Source organism: Rhodothermaceae bacterium (assembly GCA_009838195.1).
Classification (GTDB): Bacteria; Bacteroidota; Rhodothermia; order Rhodothermales; family Bin80; genus Bin80.
The window spans coordinates 1-24269 of sequence record VXSC01000022.1 but is presented as its reverse complement, the minus strand read 5'-3'; the positions used below and the strand labels follow the sequence as shown (position 1 = coordinate 24269).

At 48.4% G+C, this 24269-nt stretch carries 14 protein-coding genes; 4 read left to right on the top strand and 10 right to left on the bottom strand.

All coding sequences use genetic code 11. The annotated features are described in order from the left end of the window. Positions 1-3: 3 nt before the first annotated feature. From F4Y64_05080 to F4Y64_05070, 3 genes are all read right to left on the bottom strand, one after another. Positions 4-495: a hypothetical protein gene (locus tag F4Y64_05080; GenBank protein ID MXX96971.1), complete on the bottom strand. Its 492-nt coding sequence runs from the start codon at positions 493-495 to the stop codon at positions 4-6. Between the two features lie 97 nt (positions 496-592). Then, entirely contained in the window at positions 593-2221 is a 1629-nt protein-coding gene (locus F4Y64_05075; GenBank protein ID MXX96970.1) for a RagB/SusD family nutrient uptake outer membrane protein, read from the bottom strand. A gap of 14 nt (positions 2222-2235) precedes the next feature. Beyond that, complete coding sequence (locus F4Y64_05070; protein MXX96969.1) at positions 2236-5448, bottom strand: SusC/RagA family TonB-linked outer membrane protein; 3213 nt, start codon at positions 5446-5448, stop codon at positions 2236-2238. Between the two features lie 863 nt (positions 5449-6311). Between F4Y64_05070 and F4Y64_05065 the strand changes: the two genes are divergently transcribed. Continuing rightward, the gene (locus F4Y64_05065) at positions 6312-7619 is read left to right on the top strand and encodes a hypothetical protein (GenBank protein ID MXX96968.1); all 1308 of its coding nucleotides are present in this window, start codon (positions 6312-6314) and stop codon (positions 7617-7619) included. 374 nt (positions 7620-7993) lie between these two features. Beyond that, on the top strand, positions 7994-9748 hold the full coding sequence (locus F4Y64_05060) for a DUF262 domain-containing protein (GenBank protein ID MXX96967.1): 1755 nt from the start codon (positions 7994-7996) through the stop codon (positions 9746-9748). 542 nt (positions 9749-10290) lie between these two features. Here F4Y64_05060 and F4Y64_05055 read toward each other — a convergent pair. From F4Y64_05055 to F4Y64_05045, 3 genes are all read right to left on the bottom strand, one after another. Beyond that, on the bottom strand, positions 10291-11211 hold the full coding sequence (locus tag F4Y64_05055; protein ID MXX96966.1) for a hypothetical protein: 921 nt from the start codon (positions 11209-11211) through the stop codon (positions 10291-10293). Further along, on the bottom strand, positions 11208-12269 hold the full coding sequence (locus F4Y64_05050; protein MXX96965.1) for a hypothetical protein: 1062 nt from the start codon (positions 12267-12269) through the stop codon (positions 11208-11210). The genes F4Y64_05055 and F4Y64_05050 overlap by 4 nt, the downstream gene beginning before the upstream one ends. Positions 12270-12343: 74 nt before the next feature. Then, positions 12344-13219, bottom strand: a complete 876-nt coding sequence (locus F4Y64_05045) for a DNA adenine methylase (GenBank protein MXX96964.1) — start codon at positions 13217-13219, stop codon at positions 12344-12346. A 650-nt stretch (positions 13220-13869) separates the two neighbouring features. Here F4Y64_05045 and F4Y64_05040 point away from each other — a divergent pair. Further along, a complete protein-coding gene (locus F4Y64_05040; protein MXX96963.1) occupies positions 13870-18018 on the top strand; it encodes a hypothetical protein in 4149 nt (1382 codons plus the stop codon). 693 nt (positions 18019-18711) lie between these two features. Here F4Y64_05040 and F4Y64_05035 read toward each other — a convergent pair. Further along, entirely contained in the window at positions 18712-18933 is a 222-nt protein-coding gene (locus F4Y64_05035; protein MXX96962.1) for a hypothetical protein, read from the bottom strand. Positions 18934-19961: 1028 nt separating this feature from the next. Next, positions 19962-21488 carry an AAA family ATPase gene (locus F4Y64_05030; GenBank protein MXX96961.1) on the bottom strand — a complete coding sequence of 509 codons (1527 nt, stop codon included), beginning with the start codon at positions 21486-21488 and terminating at the stop codon, positions 19962-19964. Between the two features lie 486 nt (positions 21489-21974). Between F4Y64_05030 and F4Y64_05025 the strand changes: the two genes are divergently transcribed. Continuing rightward, on the top strand, positions 21975-22493 hold the full coding sequence (locus F4Y64_05025) for a hypothetical protein (protein MXX96960.1): 519 nt from the start codon (positions 21975-21977) through the stop codon (positions 22491-22493). 108 nt (positions 22494-22601) lie between these two features. Here the strand turns inward: F4Y64_05025 and F4Y64_05020 are convergent, their stop codons facing one another. Continuing rightward, positions 22602-23174: an ATP-binding protein gene (locus F4Y64_05020; GenBank protein ID MXX96959.1), complete on the bottom strand. Its 573-nt coding sequence runs from the start codon at positions 23172-23174 to the stop codon at positions 22602-22604. 91 nt (positions 23175-23265) lie between these two features. Continuing rightward, on the bottom strand, positions 23266-24269 hold a 1004-nt coding region (locus F4Y64_05015), incomplete at its 5' end, for a DUF4397 domain-containing protein (protein ID MXX96958.1).

The window sequence follows — 24269 nt, the reverse complement described above, 5'->3', positions numbered from 1 at the left end:
GAATTACTGCATTACCCCCGCCTTGAACTCGTTCTCAAGGTATTTGGCAATCTCATCCAGATAAGCCTCCCGCTCGGCCGTAATCGCTGCTGGTTCCCAGTTCCCATTCATCGAAAGTCGGGCCTCAAACTCGGCTTCCATGCGCGCAGAAAACGTGCTCGCGTTCCCTGCTGCGCGGTTACGCGGACGGGCATTGACAAAGATGCGTACTCTGGCTTCCACATACCCAGCAGCCTGTTCATCGGCAAAGGTGGTCATGTCACTCCATGACGTTTCCAGGCGTACATCCTCGGCAGTGTTGACCTCTCGATTAAAGCGGTATCCGTACCTGGTGAGGAGAGCATCCTGGGCGGTTGAGACAATATGCCACCGCGCAGAAGTTCCGAGGTTATAGCGGAACGTACTGTTCCCAGCCCGCTCACTGTCGGCACCCGGTCCAGAACAGGCACTCACAAGTAAGACATAACACAAAATCCAAAAAATTGATCGGTTCATCAGGGTTCTATCCGTATAGTGGTGATTGGTCAACAATATGAAGGGGGCAGTTCCCATATGAGCACTGCCCCCTTCATCTCATCAAACTGAGCGTGGGTCAGCGCGGTCGACTATTGTCGGTTTCAAATCGACCAGCGATCGGCGCACCTCCGACTCCTCCAACGCCACCAAACGTATAATTCTGCAGACCCAGCGTTTCCAGCTCCCTGCCGGGCACAGGGAAATGGACTGGCGTTCCTGTAACGAGATCCCCTAACCCGCGGTCGTCGAAATAGGCTAACCCTCCTGCAGTTTGGAAGGTCTCAATCCGGCGCTCATGCTTTAGCTTAGCCCACAGGCTTGCGGAATCCAAGTGACTCTGCGCATCTGTTGAGGAACCCGCAGCATCCGATCCCATAGCTGGATTCAGTTGTCCCCGCGACACTCGCGTGATGTTAAGCAACTCAGCAACTTCATCCGTACTGCCACCACTGCGCAACAAACCCTCCGCCTTGTACATGTGCATTTCCGTGAGGATCATGTGTGGCATGGGGCCATTTGCATCCGCCAAGAGGTAATACTGATACCGCTTATGGTTGTGGCTTGAAAAGTGGTAGTAACCGCGAGCGGCCGGAAATGGACCATTGTTCCCCTGATACTGAAAATCTGTCCCATCCACCGTAGGATCATCGGCACTACCAACAATCCTGCGATCTGCCGTGACGATATTAAACACCCGAACGGATCGATAGTCCCCTGCATTCATCTTTGCCAGCCAGTCATCATAGCCCCCCGACTCATCAGCCGGACCAATCGTGCGATAATCAGCTCTGCTCCAGGTGGTTCCCTGTTGACCAAAGTGCTTCAGGCAGTCAAACTGTTGATCCCCATCATCAGCCCCGACAGGTACAAAATCTTCGGTAATCCCGGCATCTATGAGCCCGATGACATTGCCCCAGTTCACCGCGGCACGCTCGGCTTCATCCCGTGCGACCTGAACCGTGAACCGTGCAATGAACGAGTTGATCAGTTTGACCATGTCCTGGGAACTCAATTCCAGTCCCCAGATCCAGGGTATCGAAAACGAGTTTGCACTTGCGATTGCACGCGCTTCTTCCAGCATTCGGATCGCCTCCTGGTTCACCTCCGCGTAGGGACGCAGCTCGAGTACGTCATTGTCCAGATCCACGGTCTCGTCAAACACAAACGCTTGGTCAAAGTGCAGTGAGAGCATCCCATGCATCAACCCCTGATTCATTTTTGCAAATGCTTTCAGTTGTGCTGTGTCATGGCCGTCACGGGTGAACACGTTATTGTCCGCACTCTCTTCTGTTTCAGCCCGAATAATCGCCTGCAGTGCATCATTGGCATTTGAGATGCCCCTGTAATGACCAAACCAAGGCCCTTGAGTGGCGCCTCTGCGGCTATAGGTTGCACTGTTATCCCAACCAATACGAGGTTCGCTGGACATATCCCGCATCCCCCAGTTTGCCCAGGAAGACGAGTTCTCATCTGCTATAGTTGAATAAAAGAGCGAATTGCAATACTGGACACTAGACCAATAATCAAGCCACGTACCTGATACCAGGTTCACGACATCGCCAGGTTGCGCGAAGGCAACCGATCTGTCCGGTGAGTTCTTGTTTTCCACAACCAGATCCTGACAACCCACTGCACCGAGCGCCAAGACACCGACCAGCGTATAAAATGTAAATTGCTTCATTTGCTTGATGTGTTTAGATTTCATGTGGGTCACCTCACCTAAAATTGGAATTCCAATTTCGCCCGAATCGTACGGAGCGGCGGGTAATTGAAACTGTCTACGCGATAGAGTGTCGGATCGGACCCTGCTCCTACTTCAGGATCAAATCCAGAGTATCCAGTAAAGGTGAGCAGATTGCGCCCGATGATACTTGCGGAGAGGGAATGCAGCACATTGCCGAAGACCCGAGAAAGCTGCTGGCGATTGAGTGTGTACCCTACCGAAAGCTCGCGCAGCTTGAGATACGTGGCATCTTCTACAAAGTGACTGTTTTTCGCCGTTGCATCGTAGAGGACTTCGTAGTAGGTCGTTGACTTCTTCATACTTTCTTCTTTCCCTCCTTGGTCCTGATCTGCATTACGACCATCGCGGTATCCCCATTGCTTGGTGAAGTTATAGACATCACCTCCAATCTGCGCACCCCACAACATGTAGAGTGAGAATCCTTTGTAGCGGAACGTCGTGTTGAATCCAAGACTGAAGTCAGGAAGCCCATTTCCAATTTGGACCTGATCTGTCTCGTTTGCCTCGTCATAGTACTTGATGGGGATTCCCCAGCGGTAATTCGTTCCATTTACGTTCACCAGCGTCCCCCAAAGATCGTCTGCTCCACCTAGGACACCATCCGAGCCTGGACCACTGGCATAGGTGTTACCTTGGCCAACCGCGACCACATACCCATCATCATTGACATCAAAGAAGCTTGCGTCGGCATCGGATGGGAGCCTGGAGAGATCCGTGATGAATTCGTTTCCATACATGCTTCCGAGGATTTCACCTTCACGGAAAAAGTATAGACTCTGAGGACCACCTACATAGGGATTGGAATTGAAATCAGTGATTTCTTGGCGAGTACGGTCAAAGATAACTCCAACCTCAAAATCCATATCCCTTGAACTATAGACGCTCGCATTCACACTGGCCTCAATGGTATTGGAAGCCAAATCACCAGCATTCCGCCACTGGCTGCTAAACCCATAATATCCGGCGAGCGGAACAGCGAGGAGCAGATCTTCAACCTGTGTATCGGCATACACCAACTCAAGGAAGATCCGGTCAAGAACGCCTACATCAAGTCCAAACTCCATTTCTGTCTGCAATTCCGGCTTTAGGAATGCATTTCCCAAGGTCGATTTGGAAAGCTGACCATTTCCCAGGGAAAGTACCTCATACTGCGCCTGGAATCCAGGGCGGCCACCGGCGGTCCCGATAGACGCACGCAGTTTCAGTTCGGTGATTGGGTTATTTGCTGGCCAGAATGACTCTTCGGAAACCCGCCACGCGGCACTTCCACGATAATAGGGCTGCCAGCGCTCTTCGGCTCCAAACAGCGAACTGCCATCATAGCGGAAGAAAACATCCACGATATACTTGTCCTGGTAATCCAGGCCTGCGGTTGCATAGTACCCTTCCGACCGAACTGTTGAGAATCCGTTTCCGAAGTCTCTACTACCAGCATCGCATCCCGGCTCTGTGCAGAATTGCTTTACATTGGAGAGGTCACTATTCCCCAATGTTACCAGATTGGTCCCAATAATAAATTCCGAGAAAGAGTCAAAATTCTCTATCTGAGCTTTCAGCTGACCACGTGTCGCAAAATCTCCGAACTGTTTCCGAAGAGACACGGTCAAGTCGTAGTTGATTGCCTCAGCAACTTCGTTGCGCCGCTCAATGCGACCATTATTGACAGATGATGGATCTATTGACTGAAATCCAATATCATAGAACTCCGTTGCGTCGCGATCCGAACGGTCATAACTGAAATTGCTCTCAAGATTCAGCCAATCCAGCGGATTCCAACGTGCACGGAAATTACCGAGAAGACGTGACCGTGATCGTGAAATATCTGTATTCTCAAGCAGGTAGAGTGGGTTTTCCTCGACCGCGAGTGGATCCGCCTGAATTTTTAGATCGCCCGCTTCATCCCGTTCAGTTAGATTTACCAATGGATTAGTAAACATCAGGCCGAAGAACGGATTGAAAAATGCACCTGATCCCGGTACACCAGTGACGCCATCGTTTTCTGTCTGGGAGTAAAATCCAGAGGTCGAAACGGTCAGGTTTGGTCGAATTCGGTGGTCAAGATTTACACGAAAACTCCTCCTCTTCATACCTTCGAGGCTCAGAACCGATCCCTGCTCAGCAACATTCGTAAAAGATGCCAAGAAGTTTGTTTTTGAACTGTTTTGGCTTACACCGACATAATTTATCCAAGTATTGCCAGGGTCGAAGAAGTCATCAAAACCGTTGTGCAACGTACCCTGATACGGATTGTCGAAGAAAGCAGCACCATGAGGGTTGACCTCTTGAATAACCCCAGGACCGTATCCATTTTCCAAACAATTGGGGCAGGTATTGATCGCGCCCGTGCCATCCACGAAGTTCCCCGATGCATCAACCTGCAGATCATGCGAAGTATTGGCTTGCAGGCTTTTGGCAACATCACTAATCCCAAATTCATTGCGGACCGTCACCCGCGTTTGATTGAGGGGCATCGCCGAACCACGTTGCGTTGTGATATTGATCACACCATTCTGGGCCCGTGAACCGTAGAGCGATGAGGCAGCCGCTCCCTTAACAATTTCAATGTCCGCAATATCCAGCGCGTCAAAGTCAACCTGGTTCGCGCCGAGAACAACTCCATCCACGATGTAAAGTGGCTGGTTGCTACCAGTGATACTGGTTGCACCCCGCAAACGCACGGAAGAGGTAGCGCCAGGCGCCCCACTACCGGCCATAACGGCAACTCCGGCAACCTTTCCCTGAATGGATGCTACCGGATTGGTTGCAGGCGCCAACGTAATGTCTTCACCGTCCACCTGGCTTACTGTGAACGCCAACTTCTTCCTCGGCGTTGCTTCCGCGACCCCCGTAACGACTATGTCGCCCAGCTGAAGGAAGTCTACCTCTAAGACGAAGTCTTCCGTCATGATGCCTTCGCTGACTGTAATGGATCGCACTTGCTCTACGAATCCAACGTAACGAGCGGTCAAATCCAGCGTTTCTCCAACATGATCAGAAGGAACCTGAAACGTGTACGTCCCATCTAGGTCGGTGGATGCACCGATCACTAGTGACTCGATGAGCACATTTGCTCCGATGAGCGGCTCACCTGTGTCATCTGTAACCGTTCCGGAAATTACGCTCTGAGCATTTGCCAACCCTGGGAACAGCAACATGCAAAGAACAAGGAAATAGTATCTTTTCTTCATGAGATCTTCGATATTTGTGAGTGGAAACTTCCATGGTAAGGACTACACAGGGCTCCTCTGGAAGCATATAGGCCCAAAGATAAGAAAACTTTTAGACAATTGCACGCAAACATTTAAGCTATACAGTTTGATCCCTCTGCAAAAGAAGTTCTCCTAGCCCTGTCTTGTTCATACAAAGCAAGCCTCGATAATCGGCGTCCTACCGCAGGCCTGTTAAGCGGCCGTAAACCCCAAATCAGATGATTGGTTTGGGCGTAGTACGGCTTTCATTCTATGTTTTATGGGTTTGGGGATTGACTTCCTTCATTTGATCTTGAAATAATCTGGCTCAGGATCAATACCCTGACTGACCATGATGTTAAACCTGCTTATTCAGGCGAGCGCATGCAGACTTTAGGTTGCTGATCGGTAATGAATGGGAATTCACGGTCGTTTTCCCCTTAAATACTAATGCCCCTATGCCGTCATGGTCTTGTGCGTCAGGCATGAGTCCGACAGTATTATTCTACAGACCTCCCCACTATACTGCTCCCTCAACTAGGAATAGCCACGTTGAAATGGTTGCACGCTGTACGATTTGCCGCCGCCTATCAACCCCAAACAGCTAACTGTGCGAGTATTCAAAATGTTTGTTTTGCCATCATAAATCTCTTGATGTGCCAGACCACATTGTAATACCTGACTAAAGAAAGAAGAGGCAACGGTATCGTCCAATCGCTTTGACGAGAGCTTTTGAATCCAAAGGTGAATGTGTATATTGAGGCCGATTTGCCGATTAGGCGGATCCTTTGAGTTCGAGTCTGAACTTTAGCATTCGTTCGCGTGAGTCTGTTTTGTCGCTGATTCACGAAATCAATCTGAAGATGCGTGATCCAAAGGTAGTTGCAAACCGAGTCGCGAATGTGGGCAACCAGATCAGACGCGGGGTTGAAGCTACAGCAAGCAAGGCGGTGGATGCGGGTGGCCAAGTCAAACAGGGAACACAAATAGCTTTGAATAAGATGGTGGATGCCAGTAACCAAGTCAAACAGGGAACACAAGAAGCTGCAAACAAGGTGGCGGATGCCAGCGACCAAGTCAAACAGGGAGTACAGGCAGCTGCAGACAAGGTGGTGGATGCCGGTGGCCAAGTCAAACAAGGAGCAAAAGAAGCTGCAAACAAGGTGGCGGATGCCAGCGATCAAGTCGTCCGCGGAGCACAAGTAGCTGCGAGCAAAGTGGTAGATGTCGGTGAAGATGCGCTGCTCCAGATCGTGGCTCTCACGAAACCGAGTTTTAGAAAATTCCGACAGGAAGTAGCGGATGCTTCGAAAAAATACACAGACGCAGTCGCCGCGACCATAGATCTTACAAACCAAAAATTAAGGAAAACTGCCGAGCGGATAACTCTGGAGGAACAATCTATAATGATTCTGAAAAATGCAGCCCTGGCTATGGTGGCTGCTACTGCTGGTGCTTATTCTAAAATCTTGGCCGCTTCACCTAGTTTTTCAGAATTGCCACAGACACTCAAAACAAAGATGGTCTTTGCCGGCCTGCGGGGCGAACAAAGTTTTCGCACAGTATCGGCCGCGGAGAGCTTTTATGAATCTTCTCTTCCCGAAGTAGTCAAGAATTTCGGGAAAGATGCTGTGGTAGATTTTTCGGATGGTAAGCATGCCAGTCATATTAAATCTGTATATAATGATCCTTCTCTGGCTATGAAGGACAGCAACATTGTTTGGGAAGCCGCGAAGGAGAATCTTGCACGAGGCAGTTCCAATATGACCGGAGCAGAACTGGCTAAAGCCAACGCAGCTAATCTCGTCGACGTGGCGGGGATTGTAGCTGTAGAAGCCCTTGAGACTGCGGCGGTAGCCGCGTGTGTCGGTATGGCCCTTGAAGGGATCGTAAGTTTAGGAGAGAATTTGATTTATATATACGCCGGAGAACGTACGGCAAAAGAAGCCGCTCTTGATATGGGAAAAAATATGGCGAAAAAAGGAGCCCTGTCTGCAGTGGGCGGAGCCGTAATATCCGTAGCGATCGCTTGCGGGGCCGGGCCTGTACTTTCGAGTATGGCACCGGTACTGGTTACGATTGGGGGCACTGTTTTCGTGATTGGTGCAGTCAACCGAATTGCCGGGGCGTACAAGGAGACTTATCCTGGGGTAGAATCTTCTATGGCGTAGCGAAAAACCTACCCATGCAATAGATGGCTCTGGCATACAGAAAAAGGTCATCAACGAGCTATTGAGTAAACCGCAGGGTTGGGGCCTCTCTCGATACTGGCAGAGGTGTCAGCAACGAGGAAGGAGCCTAATTGGTTAGTACGCGAGGATGATGTCAAACCTGCAATCCGATGAGCAGATATAAGGGCCACATTTCCTTCGAAAAACCCAGATGCTTGATGTGGATGCACTCGAGGAACTCGTCTTCAGATACGATTAAAACCTCACTCAACAGGTCGTCTCTGAAATCCAATCGTCCGGAGTACAGGATTGGGAAATTATTTTGATGGCTGCAGCAGTAAATTCTTACCTTTCGATAAATCATTGAATATTTGATGGCATTTCAGGTTCCGATTACAATCTACCAGGCAATCAAGCACATTCAGAATAGGGAGTATGTTCTCCCTGCAATTCAGCGAGAATTTGTTTGGCCGACGCATAGAATCGAAAGACTCTTTGACAGCCTCATGCGCAATTATCCAATTGGATCATTCCTCTTCTGGGAGGTCAGGTCCGAAAGTATAAGGAAGTTTCAGTTCTATGATTTTAGAATCGACTACCATCAGAAGGATTCTCCAAATGCTCGTAAAGCCAAAGTATCCACCAAGGAAACTGTCACCGCTGTTCTTGATGGTCAGCAACGTCTTACGGCACTGAATATCGCTTTGAATGGAACATATGCCTACAAGCTTCCGCGCCTATGGTGGGACAACCCCGACGCATTCCCGGTCCGCCAACTCTATCTGAACTTATTTCAGGATGCCCCAGAAAATGATCATGGGATGAAATATGACTTCCGTTTCCTGACCAATAAGGAAGCCGAGAGACAGGACGAGTCTCAATTCTGGTACCCAGTCTGTAACGTCATGGAGTTCAAAGGGCCTAACGACCCCAATAAATACCTTCAACAGCATCTCGGCCACATGACATTGGAGGACTTGGATAAACCGACAGAGATACTTCAACAACTCCGTGAAGTTGTTCATGTCAAACCGGTGATTTCATTCTACCAAGAGACTAGTCAGGATATTGACCGGGTTCTTGATATATTTATCCGCACCAATAGCGGAGGAATGACACTCAACCGTTCCGACATGCTAATGAGCATAGCAACCGCACACTGGAATGGAAATGCGAGAGATGACATCAATGGATCAGTTCGGAAAATCAATGGTCCCCAAGTAGGAGAGTTTGGATTTTCCCGAGATTTCCTCCTCAAGGCTGCTTTCCTTCTTGCAGGAATCAGTAGTATTGATTTCAAGGTCAGCAACTTTACGATTGACCACATTGAAAGCATTAATGAGCAGTGGGAAGATATCACAGACGCCGTCTATTCTGCTGCGAGGCTTTTGCGCGATTACGGGTATTCGCGCCCGACCCTGACGGCTCACTCTGTAGTCCTGCCCGTCGCTTACTATTTCCGTAAACACGGCAGGTCTGGTAAGTCAGACGGGGACAGGGCATGTATTCGTCAATGGATTACCCGATCCTTACTGAAGCGTACTATGTGGTCCGGTAATCAAGATTCGCTACTCACCCGGCTCAGAAAGGTAATTGACGAACATGGCCATAGCGGCTTCCCATATGCGAAGATTGAAGAGGTAATACTTCGTAGGGGAGGCCGTCTTGCGTTTGAATCAGAGGAGTTACAGGATCTGGCAGAATCCAAGGATCGCGCATTTGCCCTGCTCTCGACCCTGTACCCCATCGTTGATATCGAGCATCATCAATTCCACATTGACCATATATTTCCCAAGAGCCGATTTACGCCGAGGAGCTTAGGGGATGCCGGTGTGCCAGAAGATAAAATTCCGATATTCATGGACCGTGTAGATCGACTCCCCAATCTTCAATTACTTCCTGGGGGGCCAAATCAGGCAAAGGGTGCAACACTCCCGTACGAATGGCTTGCACAAATGGAAGATGATAAAACAGCTGCTGAACATCGGAGACTGCACGATCTTGGCGAAGTGCCCAAAGATATTACCGGCTTTAATGTGTTTTATGAGGCTCGCCGTGAACGGCTACTCGCCAGGATGGAAAACCATCTTGGTATTAACTCTACAATCGCCCAAGAAAAAACAGGTTGATGCCATACCTGGCCCTAATTCAAGTGCAAATTCAGGGAATAGTCACTATGACACATAGTCGTCTACGCTCGACCTCACTTTGAATTCAAGTAGAATTATATTGCCGAGTACTTTCTCTACTTTGTCATCAGGGGCCTGGTTGAAATCTATTGCAGTCAACAACAGTCCCATTCAGATTGGACCAGTATCTTTGGGAGAGGCGGCGGCACAAGTGTACTATTGTTACCCTATTCACCCCTTAGGTATAGTAGAGTCGTGGGTGGAGTGGTGTGGTATCACTAGGGTCGGGAATGCTCATTGTTCCCTTCCGGCTAGTTCCAGCTCGTTGTTCCGTCGATCCGTTTCCACTTCCGGCTCATCAAACTGGACGCGCGGTAATCCCGCGTCCAGCTTTCAGTTGGACTCATGACTTCGCCCACGGAACTCTTTTGGCAGTTGGCGCAAGGAAACATGCGAGTCTTCTGAAAGAGGGGCTCCTCTCCATAGCGGATCGTGCTTACCGGTCTACGCAAACGTCTCGGGATGCTCACTGAAATCATTACTCAGCTCTGGGTACTACAGGAGGAGTCAATCCAGGCCCAAAGCCTCTTCTTCAACTGGCCACTTAATTTTCCTGAGCACAATGCCGAAATACGACAGCGATCAAGTAAAACCTGATTGATTCCAGCCAGTCCAGCATCTTTTTCCGATAGGGCCCTCGGGACGAAAAATGCTGGCACTGGATTCACAGCAGGAGAGTCCACTAAGTTTCTTTTGCACCAATTGTCCGGCAGCAATTCGTGCGCCTTCTTTTGCCAATGCTGACCAGTCGCACATTGGCCAAACAAGATCAGCTTTGAAGCTTTTCGGTCGGGAAATTCTCTCCACGCCACAACGTCAAGACCATCATCCTTTACTTCATCGAGCCCTCGGCGACTTCTACATGCCTTCCCCTCGTTCAAGAATTCCACCAATCGGTTAACTGCATCACGAAATCCCTTAGGAAGATCACTCCGTGGGAATCCAAACACTAAACACGTCTTGCTATCTCCTAGATACCTACCGGCAGCTGCCGCACTCAGTTCCTCAAACAATTTGGGAACAGCAGTTCCATCAGGATGGCGGTCATTCTTGCCGAGAGATACGAGAAGCTGAAATAAATACGCAGGACAATCTTTTCCACGAAATTCAAGTCCCTGCTTGGTGATATTGAACGGATATCCATCACCGGATCCGCAGGCCTGAAACCGATAGGAAAGAACCTCGACCCATTCCTCCAGAATAAGTTCAAAGGTCTCTGTATTGGACTGCTGAAAGCCAGACTTACCGTAAATGGCGGTTGCTTCATTACCTGAGTAGAGAAGTCTCAGGTCGCTGACCACTTCAGCCCACGAAAGGTAGCCGTTAGAGTCCTTTACGCAGATCCATTCTATTGTGTCGGCGATCTCTTCAACCGGTGAACTTGGGTTCACTTCCACTGTCATGAAGCACCACGTTCCATGAGAGATTTAAGCGACTCTACCTGCCTATGGAGACTCTCCATGGTTGCGATCAAATCATGTTCGCCATCAAATCCCGTGGATACATATTGCATAGCTTCCCTCGCACTGTTATCTGCTTTTGTGAGTGCATTTCGAAACAGGTGTTTGTCACCAAGTGAAGCCTCCAATGCTGCCAAAAGTGGACTTCCTGACTCCAACAGATCTATACCTTTCTGCTTTTCAAGAGCACGCGCCAAATGACGGAGATCTGGATTTTGTCGACGCACCTTTGCCTCAATGTTTTTGGCCCGATTCCCGTAGAGCCAGTTCATCAGGTTATCAAGTCGTGACAATCGACCCTTTTCAACAGGATTTTCATTCTCAAGTGTCTTAGAATTAACCCCTAGGTATCCTTGGATGGACGCATAGCCCAGTGCAGTCCACAGATGGGAAAACGGGAATCGCAAGTGTTCGCTCTGAGTTATATCAAAAGCCAATTGATCCTGTGCTTGTCGAAGGACTACATACCCCCGGTAAAGGCGGGTCACTGTCTCGTGACGATCGCCGATCCCCGACGCAATCTCAGCGAGGGTCATACCGAAGTTGGTCCGCACATTGAATACGTACTCAGCCTTACCTATGGAATCCCAAGCCTGTGGCCCGTTAACATGCTTAAAACCGACAAAACTCCATAACTCCTTTCGCGGTGCTAAGATTACTGGAAGTTCTTGAATGGTCTCAAGAACTCTTGGCGAAGGCTCCTCATTCAGTTTAACGCCTAATTTCCCTCGCAGAGGGGCATCCGAGATAATTCTTACAGCTGCAAGACGTCGATTGCCTTCAACTACAACAAGCTTTCCCGATTCGTCTGTCGCGAACAGTTCCTCATGCTTCCAATAGCCATTGGCCAGAATAGAATTCACCAATTCGTCCACCGAATTGTTTCGCCAGAGCCAGTGCAGGATACCTTGTTGGTCGTTTAAGGAGAATTTCTCGAACCCGATCCGTGGGTTTTTCGGATCAAGGTGGAGGTCGGATGGAGGAATATTATGGAGGTCCATAGACGGCTGTGAGCTTTTAGGTTGATGAGACAAACATTATGAATTTTGACGTCTCACTTCACGATTTCAAACGTTCAGGTGAACAGTTTGTCACGCGTGATGATCAATTCGGGTACCTTTAAGTGGTGAAGATTTTTTATCGTTACGAGAGCAGCATGAAATTTGTGTTTTCGAATCATTCTGATGATCTCGGAAGAACAATCGTAAGTCATCAGAAAGTTCGCGCGGCTCCTAGCCAGAGTGGCAAAAATACGAGCATGATCTACTGTGTTATGAGTGTAGAGACGGGAGCCCGCTTGCTTTCCCCCTTTCGCCGTGTACGGTGGATCTACAAAAAAAGCGGTCTCGGGTCGATCAGACTGTAACTCCAGCAAGCGCACACCATCACTTTCGCAGAACAAAAGTTGATCCGAATACCGGGCAATATTTCTCACCCTGTTCACCAGTGTTTCAGGGTACCACCGGGAACCGATACCAGCGCCATTTTCACCGCTTCTTATTAGCGAGGCCTCAGGCGCCAAGACTCCTCCATATCGAGTGCGGTTGAGAACAAGGGTTCGAAATCCACGGTCAAGATCACTGCTAGGTACTCTCTTGGTTAAACGCTCAACCTCTGTACGATCAAAGGCAAAGGATTGAATGCGTTCAATCAACTCTTCTGGATCATCCAGTACCGCCCTCCAGAAGGCAGACAGATCTTGATCGATTTCGACCATAAGAGCTCGTTTAGCAAACCCCTCCATCACAGTTGTCAATGAAATAATCCCACCGCCAGCAAATGGCTCAATAAGAGTGTCAACAGGATCCGTAAGCCATTTACGTATATGGGGCACAAGCCACGTTTTCCCTCCAGGGTACCTAAGAGGGCTTCGCTGCGGTACGCTAGACACGTTGGCTGCAGGAATCGTTGACGTCCCAAATTCTTCAAATACTGAAGTTTGAACTCTCATGTCTTGTTGGGGCGTGATTAACGCCTACACGATCAGGCCCGAGAGGAAGATTCATGGCCCTCCGACCATTTCAAAAACTTGAACATTATGGCATAGTCGAACGCAAACATCCAAAGTTGATTAGCCCTCGAAATTACCATTGTCTTCCCCCCACCGGTAACTCGCAATCAATGTCATAGGATCGTTCATATCGTCTGCCCAAAAGCTAAATATACGCTGGATTCCAATTCAATTATAGGTGATGGAACGTTGCCGACTGATAGCCTCAATATAACAGAAAACCACGGGGCATTTTATTTCTCAGAGATACTGTTTGCTACGACCCTAAGGCCAAATTCTAGGCCTAGTACCGAACGATGTGATTGGCTCCCATCGCACGGTAGTATTGGAAGTTTATTCCAAAATCCCCCGATCTGGAAATATCGACAAGACCTACTGAAAAGATACGCGATTAAACACTAGTCCCATGCACACCAATCGAGTGCATGCCCCAATTGAAGCATCCGTTCTTACATCAGGGGGTCAACCAAAACGGCAACCGAGAAATGTGAAATAGATTTCAAATCCGATCGCAATGAAGCTATATAAGAAAATTTGCAATTAATCCCATATTGATATATTTTAGTAAAAGTTACCACTATGGTGTCATTATGGATAATTTCGAGATTTTTGCTCCAGAGCATATACGGGCCATTCGTGAAAAACTTGGGCTCTCACAAGAACAAGCCGGCAAGTTGTTGGGAGGCGGTCCGCGTGCATTCGCGAAATACGAAGCTGGTAGTATTAAACCAAACAAGGCCGTGGTCAATTTGTTGCGGATACTGGATCTTGATCCAAGCATTCTTTCGACTCTAAAGGGCGAGAAACCTTCACTGACCCACCACGAAGTAGTCAGCCCCTTTAAAGTAGCTGGTGCTGACATCGCTTGCGTGGGTCCAGGACCAATGTCCCAGCTATTGCGACGGCTACTGAATGCGGAAGCAACAAGGTTCAATATTCCATTGAACGGAATCTCAGTCCCAAGCAATATCAATGTGCCAGATGGAGGGGAAGATGGACGAATTTCGTGGCAGAATGGCCCCGCGCACACCCCATTTCTACCATCACGTCTCTGTCAATTTCAATTGAAGGCTGGAAAAATTTATCCGCGCCAAGCATTCAAGGAAGTTCTTACTCGAATGGGAGAAGTTAAGCCAATGGTTCGTTCAGTTCTTGGGAGCGGGGGGAGCTACATCATGCTTTGTGCACAGCACTACAACCAACAGCAGATAGAGAAACGTAAACTGGCCATCTGCACAGCTCTGGGGCAGGCTGGATTAGTAGACATGGAACAACAAGTCTGGTTTTGGGATGCCAACAAAATCGCCGAGTGGGTAAACATCCATCCAGCGGTTGCCCTCTGGATTCGGGAAGAGGTAGGACACGGTCCACTTGAAGGCTTTTCTACTTGGAAACAATGGAATAGCCGAAGTGAGCATTCGGTTACTTGGGTAGAAGATCCCCGTTTAGGCAACTTTATCAAAAGGCTTGAGATTTCTATAACCAAACCTCACGGAGTTCTACGGGTGGTCGGATTATCAGGAATCGGTAAGTCTCGACTTTGCCTTGTGGCTCTGGATAGGCTGAGCAAACACGAAGTTGCTGATCATCCGCCTCGGGACTTTGTCATGTACACGGAACAACGTGAAGAAAGTCCGCAAGCACTCATTCGGATCGTCGAGAAATTAGCAATCTCTGGAGAACGGGCTATAGTGGTCGTGGACGACTGTGATCCCCAAGTACATGCGAAGCTGGACAGAATTATATCCCATACCGATAGCTGTCTTTCACTAATTACCATTCACAATGAGATTCCAGAACGAATCAGTTCGAACACCCATTACATCGACAATGCTCCCACGGAAGTAATCAAATCTATCGTTGAAGATGTCGCCAACACAATGTTGAGCGTGGATCAGGATCGCCTTGCACATTTGTCGGATGGATTCCCGGAAGTCGCGATCCGAATCACTAAGGAATTTGACATGGGAAAGCACCTTATAGATCCTGCCGATGGTGCGTTCATAGACAAATACGTGTGTGGCAGGGGTTCAAGGGATAACAATCTATTGCTTGATTCAGCTCAACTACTCGCGGTATTTGGAACAATACGAATTGAGCCTGTGGAGAAGGAGTATCGTGTTGCAATAAAGGAGTCTGTTGATAAGGGCCATCTCGAAAAAATCGCAAAACTTGGACTCAAATTTGATGAACTATATAAAGGAATTCAACGGCTCATCCAACGAGGTATCGTCAAGCGTAGAGGAGGATTGGCGACGCTTGAACCGCGCCCCATTGCCGTCAGGCTTGCTGAGCGACAATGGATCGACTGGAGTCAAGAGAAATGGGATCGGGTATTAACAGGCGACATTGGCCCTGACCTCAATGTCTCTGCGGCTAGGCGTCTCGCTGAACTAAATGCCACGGAGATTGCCAAAACCGTGGCGGCTCATGTGTTACGGGCAAAAGGTCCCTTCGACCAGATGAATAGTATTCATCTTTCAGATCGTGCAGAGGTACTATCAGCCCTAGCTGAGATTAATTCATCTGCTGTCGCCGAACGGATTAAGCCGTACATAGACCGCCTAGACGATCTGAGTCTGCATGGAGAAGTTGTGCATAGTATTCTTGTCAGAATGTCGCGAATAATCGCCTTCCACTCAGAATCCTTCAAGGTCGGCGCTCGGCTTCTACTCCGATTAGAGGTCTCTAAACCATACTCTTGGCCTCCAGATACTTCTCAGCACTTCGCAAAACTCTTCTCACCTGTGCTTGGAGGTACTGAAGCAGATGGCAAAACTCGACTCTTGTTTCTTGATGAGATGATTGATGAGTCGAGTGAAACGAGCGATAAAGAACAACTAAAATATGTCGTTGATGCTCTGGACGAGGGCAGCAAGATGATGAAGAAGTATTTCCGCATGGTAGGACCAGAAATTCAGGGTTCTCGAAGAGCATTGGAATCATGGCTTCCAGCCTCAAATCAAGAAAGGGATGAATATTGCTTGGGATGCGTAAAGCTACTTGGAGAGCTTGCAATGCGAAACGACGATGTGGGGGAGAAGGCTCGTTCGGATCTCGGCCGCTCAATTTCATCTCTGGTTGATGACGGATTCCTTGAGGATGTGGAGAAAATTATTTCCGTGGTTGTTCATGAGGGCCATTCTTGGACCATGGCACTTCGACAATTGAAGGTTGTTCTCACCTACGACAAAGAGGGTATTGATGATAGTACGTTAAACAGGGTTCGGTCTTTAGTTAATAAGCTTGAGCCGAAAAGCCTTCGGAAACGAGTTCGGCTTCAAGTGACCGAACCTCCCATGCCCGAATCCACGGACAAGAAACGTTCGGGCGAGGAGGAATATCAGCACCGTCATACCATCGCCCGATCATTGGCCATCGAGCTGGTGCAGGATTCATCAACTCTCAAGGAAATCCTGCCCAAGATCAGTCAAGGAAGACAATTTATAGCTGATGAACTCGGGAACGCACTTGCGGAGTGTACACCGTTACCACTCACATGGCTAGAACCAATTGCCCAAGCCGTAAAAGATGTCCCTGCATCCAACCGGAATTATGATCTACTTGTGGGATTTGTTGCGGGCCTCCCAGAGATATTTCAGGATGCGGTTGAAGAATTCAAGATGAGGGCGATTGAATCGCCCGATCTCGCTCCAGTCGTTCCAATGATTTGCGGCCGAGCCGGTCTTAAGCCCCAAGACATTGACCATGCTATAGACGCTCTGAATCGAGGTACTTTGGCACCATGGGATCTGCACCGTTGGGCCTCCACACGGGTGCTTAAAGATGTCTCACCTGACAAGCTTTCACTGTTTCTTGACGTAATGCTTGACCATGGTGCTCCGTCCTACGCGATTGCAGTCACCATGTTGGGCCGGATTCTTGATAGTGAAGAAGATGAAAAAAGTAAGGGAAGAGCCAAACCGCATATTTTCAAAATAGTAGATTTTCGGCCCCAACTTCAAAAAATGATTTACAATGCCGGTCGTTGGGACACGGCGAAATTCAGGCCCCCTCCGCAGGTAAAGATGTCTGGAATTCAACCAGACATGGTAGAATATCACTTCAAAAAGATTATTCGCCCAATGCTGGCTAAAGGCCGCGAGGATTCTGATGCTTGCACTACGGCTCTACAGCTTGCTAGAGCTCTTACCCGCGGAGATCAGTATGACTTGTTTTATCCGGCTAGGGCCAAGCCGGATTCTGTGCTTAACAGAATGCTAACAGGTTTTCCAGATATTGTTTGGCCGATTGTCGGAGGATCCATTTTAGAGAATCCTCAGTTCGCGAACCGCATGAGATTTTTTCTGGGCCAGCCGTACATCCTTGAGCGTGATTTCAATCCACCGATCCTAGATGTTCCCAAAGACATATTGTTCGTTTGGTGCCATGTGAATCCAGATGGTGCTCCTGCATTTTTGGCTCAGTGTGTCCCTTTTCTCTCCAAGGAAGGAGACAAAATCGGCTATGCCAGCCTCCATCCTGTAATGTCTCGACTACTGGATGACTTCGGGGAGCGTAACGATGTGCAAATGGCATTGGAAAGTCACATTCATCCTTACCACTGGATTGATTCATGTGCTGACCATTACTCTCGCTTAGAGAAAGTTTTCCGATACCTTGAGACTCATACAAAACCCAGAGTACGCCTATGGGCCGAAAAGATGCGTAGGAGGGTTCTGGACTATTTCGAGCGAGAGATCATTCGAGACCAGGAGCGGGAAGTACGGAGACTTTGAATCTTTAATTTGATGCAATCAACTGCATTACAAGATTAACTCCACGTAGAACCGAAGCGATGAAATACATATCTCCCTTTACCGGTCCGTTCCACAAAATTAGAGATCCACGGATCAGATGCAATAATCAACTTATTCATCAACTTTAGTCTGAAACACAAATAAATTCATCTAACATATGCGCAAGAACAATCATTTCAAGGATTCATGGAAGTTTGTATTCGGTTGCATATCCGCCGTCGGGGCACTGGTCTCTATCGCCGAATACATTACGGACACCGGGCTCATGGGAAATATCTCTTTTCCACCCTTCGTGTATCTATTCCTCGCGGTTGGATGCATTGCGTTTCTACTGTACTTAGTTTGCTCGCCAATATTCTCGCGCATCCAAGCTATGAGACCTGTCAACAGATTCAAGCAACTGCATTTTGAAATAGAACGGGAGTGGCAAAACATCCAAAATGATGACGAAAACTATTCGCTTAGTACTGACCGGACTCTTGACGACATATACCGTGACAGGGTAAGGCTCAGTCGCAAATTGAGCAAACTTCGTATATACGCCCCTGATCCAGATGACGATGAAAATTGGCCACCATTCGTTTTTGACCTAAGTTTGCTTAGCGAAGAGGGTCTTCTTGGTGAAGCTCAACGTCATTTCTGGGATCCAAGGCATTTCCACGAACCTTTAGATTAGTTATCCTCTGTTGGAGATAAGGTCATGCTTGCTTGGGCATCGTCTTCAGATTGTGCAGGTGAACTCCAGTTTTCGGCAACTTCCTTCCAATCAATAGTACAATTTTTCCGTCCAGACCAAACATCCCAGAATGCCGGGTCAGGTGAGTGGGGCCGATGCTCTTCCAGTAGCTCTTGCATTTCTGTTAGAAGCGGTGCCGGTGCACCCCAGCCAAGCATAATTGCTCGCCTTGACGGTAGACTCGGAAGCTCTCGGAGGAGGTCTCCCAACCCATCTGGGAAAAGGCGCTTAACTAGATCTTAATCCCTGTCATTTACAATCCGATGTAAGAGGAAGGTGTTGCACTGAGACAATATGGTCGGTGAAATCTCAGACGGACGCTGAGGTGCAAGCACTAGTCCGAGTCCAAATCTTCTACCCTCTATCGAAATTCGCTCGAATGTTTGGCAGTATTTTTGCCTCGAAGCAGAACTTACTTCGGAGTAAAGCCCCCTATGAACGAAGGTGTGCGCTCGATTAAGTACCAGAACCGTCGGTAGTTGGTAGCTCTTCAGCTTGCGGTACCGTTAGACATCCCTCTCCACTCAGATTCTCCATAGCACGGACCTGCGATGAATCAATACATATCAATTCGGTAAAGTTCATCAACATTCTAATATTTACAACTAAGGGATCCTCCCATCAATTCCACCCACACATGGCCATATCAGGATGCCAGCTAAGGTATTCATCCTATACCCGGGAGGTTTTCAAGCAGATAGCGATGTCGGGTTCGGCACCACTCTCTGGTGAATTCACTATGATAGAGCCTGAATGAGCTTGTCACCACATAAGATGAGCCGTATGGGCTCAGACCGGTCCCGAAATGATACACGCCTCCGAATCATTTTTCTTCGGCCCTTCGGAAAATCGTTGAGTACGCCAATCGGTCGAAATCGGCATTCCAACTGAGTGGGAATATATTTTTCTGCTTCTATTGCACCGGCCTGGAGTTGCCCAAATATTTCTTTTCGCCAAGTTGATTTAAACTCCACTGGTGCCACGCATGGCATTTCCGCAACATTGTCTACAAACGCAAGAAAATCACACCGTTTATCGCTTGGGCCCAACGGTGAACCAGGAAGGTCAAGATCTATGAACAGGAATGGTCTTGGAGTACCACGCAAGCATAAGGTGCATTCCGGCCGTTCCATTTCGTCAACAATGCATGTTTCCTTAAATTCATTCCGTATCTCCTCACTCAGACTCATTCATCCATAAACTCAATTCCACCAACTGCTTCAACCCATCGGTTGTGCTGATCAACGGCCACACGGTCAAAGCCAGAAGGATATGAGCCCGATTTATCTAACTCCAGTTCTTTAATAACCACTCCTTCAGAAGTCTCCTGATGTCCGAACGACCATACACCAACCTCACGCGGATTGAGACTATCTGTCGCCTTGTTCACGAATGCCTGCTCAGATTCCCCTTTTCGAAAGCTCAGAACCATATTGGCCAGCTCGTCCAACACCCACTCGCTGTGTGTCGTAACAATTACCTGAATACCAGAACGCACTATCTCCGCCAAGCGACGAATCACTTCGATCTGCATTGCCGGATGTAGATGCGACTCCGGTTCTTCAATAATAATTACATCACCAGGTCTTACGACGTGTCTAAGATATAGGATCATTGGCGCCAGATCTGATACCATAGACGATGATCGCATCAGAGGCAATTTCGCCTTCCAACCTTCAGGTTTGTAAAAAAAATGCGGGTAGTTTGCCTCAGAAGCATCGATGTTAACTCCACCTCTTAATACTGTCTCCTCCACCCGTGATGCCAGTAAGTCACCGTTCTCATGCCCCTTAGATCCGTGCCCACTTGCCATCTGAATGAGCTGATTGAGGAAGTCGGCTAGGACACCCGACAATGTGGGCACATTGACGGCAGGGCGTAGTCCAGCTTTGGTTGCATTCTGGATCAATGTACTAACAACAACTTGATGGCTGTGCATGACACCAGTACGATCCGCGGGTAGATAGTAGGCACGCCTTCTAAGCAAACTCGTCAGAGCATTCCGCGTCATAACGGCCAACATCAACAAAGGCCGAGAATCGAATACATCACGTTTGGAGGATCTACGTACACTATACATTCTTCTGCGGAGCACAATACCTTCCCGCGATCGCCGTAAATCGGGAGAAGGCAGCTTGGAACCTATTACCTTACCGGTCACATTGAACTCGTTACGACGAATTCCTAATCGATATTGCATATTGCATCGTTCCTCTCGTCGATGAAGATCTATTATGACTTCAGCTGACTGTGCTCGGGGCCGTCTGATCAGTTCTCTAATGGCTTCTAGCCCAAAACACCGATATAATTCTCTCTCTATATACATTTCCATATCCCCCGTCTCTTCAACCATAGAGCGGATCACATCCTCAACTGGCCCTGAGAACGAGGGCATGTCATCTTGTTTTTTTACGCTTGAAATCCATGCATCAAGATATTCCTTGATATCTGGATCAGATATGATTTCGTCTGTGAGTCCTGAGGACCTGATTCTCCAAGCGTAGCTGTATGGGGTTTCATCTAAATCCGCGGCAAAACAACGATGCAACGCGTAAATGAGCGTGGCTAAGTACGATTTCCCGGTATTACTCGGACCCACAAAAACCGTCAGAGGCCGAATATCAATACTACCTTCAGCAATTGGACCAAAATTTTTCACCCTCACATGGTAGTCGTTCCTGTGCTGGACATGTGACTTTGATCTATCCATCATCACTGGTATCTCTATCTGAATAATTAATAATTACGGGAATTATTAGCATGGGAAGAACTTCACCATGGAAAGACGCTGTACAGTTTCTCGAGACTTTGGTTTCTGACGCATCCCCACTGCAAATTCGGAAGGGATGAACATTAATTGGTGGGGCTGGGGCAGTTGCCGATGTATTCCAGAAGTTTATGTTTGCGACAATCGGGATATCAAATGCAAACACCAATATCACACAACAGGCTAAGGCTTTTGAAATAACTTCGTATTGGTAGACAACCTTTGAGACCAAGAACGGAAGTAAGGAGATTTCGAATCTTTGAATTGAAGGGATAATTTGCACAAACAAGATTAGCTCTGTATAGAATCAAGCCATCAAATATACACTTCCCCCGTTACTGGTCGTATCACAGAATTAGGGAACCACAGAGCAGATGAATAATCACATTATTCATCACCTTTAGTCTGAAACGCAAATAAATCCTTCAAAACATGCGCAAGAAAATAATCTCCAAGGACTCATTAGTTCTTGTATTCGGAGGCATAACCGCGGTTGGAACACTGATGCCCTTCGCCGAATGCTTTACAGGAATCTGGCCAATGGGGAATATCACTTTGTCAGACCTCTTATACTTATTCTTCCTTTTTGGATACTTTGGTTCTATAATATACTTAATCTCCCGGGCAGCTTTCTCTTTCATTCAAGCGATGAGACCTGTTAACAGATTCAAGCAATTGTATTCTGAAATAGAACGGGAGTGGCAAAACACCAACAACGACGATGAAAACTATCCTCCTGGAACCGAACGGACACCTGGTGACAAATACCGGGACAGGGAACGGCTCAATCTCAAATTGAAGAAACTACGCGTATACGCTCCCCACCCACAGTGCCAAAAACATTGGACATCTTTCATTGAAGAGTTGTGCCCGCTGAGTAGAGAGGGCATGCTGGGTGAGACCCGACGTCGTTACGGGGATCCCGAGAAATTCCATGAACCCTCAGATTAGTTAACCTCCGTCTGAGATCAAGTCATACCCTCTTGAACATCTTCTGATTTCGTTGGAGAGATCCAGTTGTCGGCAACTTCTTTCCAGTTGATGGTGATTCTTTCTTCCCTACCCACTATCCCAGAATACAGGGGCAGATGAGTGGGGACGATAAGCTTCCAGTAGTTCTCGCATTTCTGTCATAAGCGGTGCAGGTGCACCCCAGCCAAGCATAATGACTCGCCTTGACGTTAGACTCAGAAGCTCTCGGAGGAGTTCTCCCAATCTATCCGGCACAAGACGCTTAATCAGATCTTGATCCCTATCATTTACAAAGCAATGTAATAGAACGGTGTTGCACTGAGACAATATGGTTGGTGAAATCTCAGATGGACGCTGGGATGCAAGCACAAGTCCAAGTCCAAATTTTCTACCCTCTCTTGAAATTCGCTCAAATGTTCGGCAGCATGTTTGCCCAGGAGCAGAACCTGTTTTGGAGTTAAGCCCCCTATGAACGAAAGTGTGTGCTTCATCAAGTACCAGAACCATTAGAAGTTCGTAGCCTTTCAGCTTACGGTGATATTGGACCGCTTCGATAATCATACGTGCCAGTACTGCTACTACGACACATACAGCTTTCGATGGGACAAATGACAGGTCAAGAATTGCGAGTGGTCCGTTTTCAGCTTGATTCGCTCTCACATACTCCCTCCCCTAAACCAAAAGCGCCCCGATACTTTTCAGTACCGGGGCGCCTTGTTGAAGCTCGAGTAGCTAAGCTACTCAGTCTGCCTTACTTCACCAGTGTCATGCGACCTGTCTTCACATACCTGCTCTCTGCACCAGTTGCAATCATCCGGTACAGGTAGGTCCCTGAGGCAAGATTCACCGCGTTGAGCTCAATGCTCCGGTTTGCTCCTGCTTCAAATTCCTTCGCCGGCAGTGTCATCACTTCCCGACCCAGCATGTCCACAATCTGCAGACTCACCTGTGCCGTCTCCGGCAGGTCAAACTGGATCCGGGTCGACGGATTGAACGGGTTCGGATAGTTTCCGTGCAGCGTGAACTCCGTCGGAAGCTCTTCCGTGTCGATGACATCGGTCACGACAAAGCTGGAAACCCGATCGCCATTCACATCGACGCCGTAGACCTCCAACGCAGCCGCCAAATTCGACAGGTTCAAGATCAGAGCCTCGCCCTGGCGTCCTGACAGATCCAGTTGGAACACCGCTATCTCCGTGTTGTCCGCTCCAGTCACCTGGAGATTGACAAAGTCCGGATCAAACTGGAGATACTTCGTGGTCTGGTCGAACGCAAGCTGCCTGGCTACGATCCGCTCCAAGTCGTTATTGCTGTAGGGATCCAGCAAATTGACATTTACCGCCGGTGCATCCCCAGAGCCATGGACCAGAATCGCCTCCACCATATTGGTGGCAGTAGACATCTTTCTGGTCTCAATCGTCTTCACCGCATTACTGACCAGCGTGCCATGAGCGATGACTGCATAACTCTTGTCGGCCTGCAGCGTTGGGAGTTCAACAGTAATTCCCTGCTCTTCAGGAACACCCAGTGGCTGGAACCGGACCTCATGCGATCCTGCGCTAACCATCGTGTACCCGGTCGCATTCTGGAATTCCATTCCGGAATGAAGTGGCGTACCATCCAGGGACACATCCACCGGAACCGGGATCACCGCGTTGTGAATGAACTGAATCTCCGCCAACCCACCTGTGATTTCATCACGGTGAATCGGATTCTCAAGCCCATTCGCGGCAACCCCCAGGATCGCACACGTTC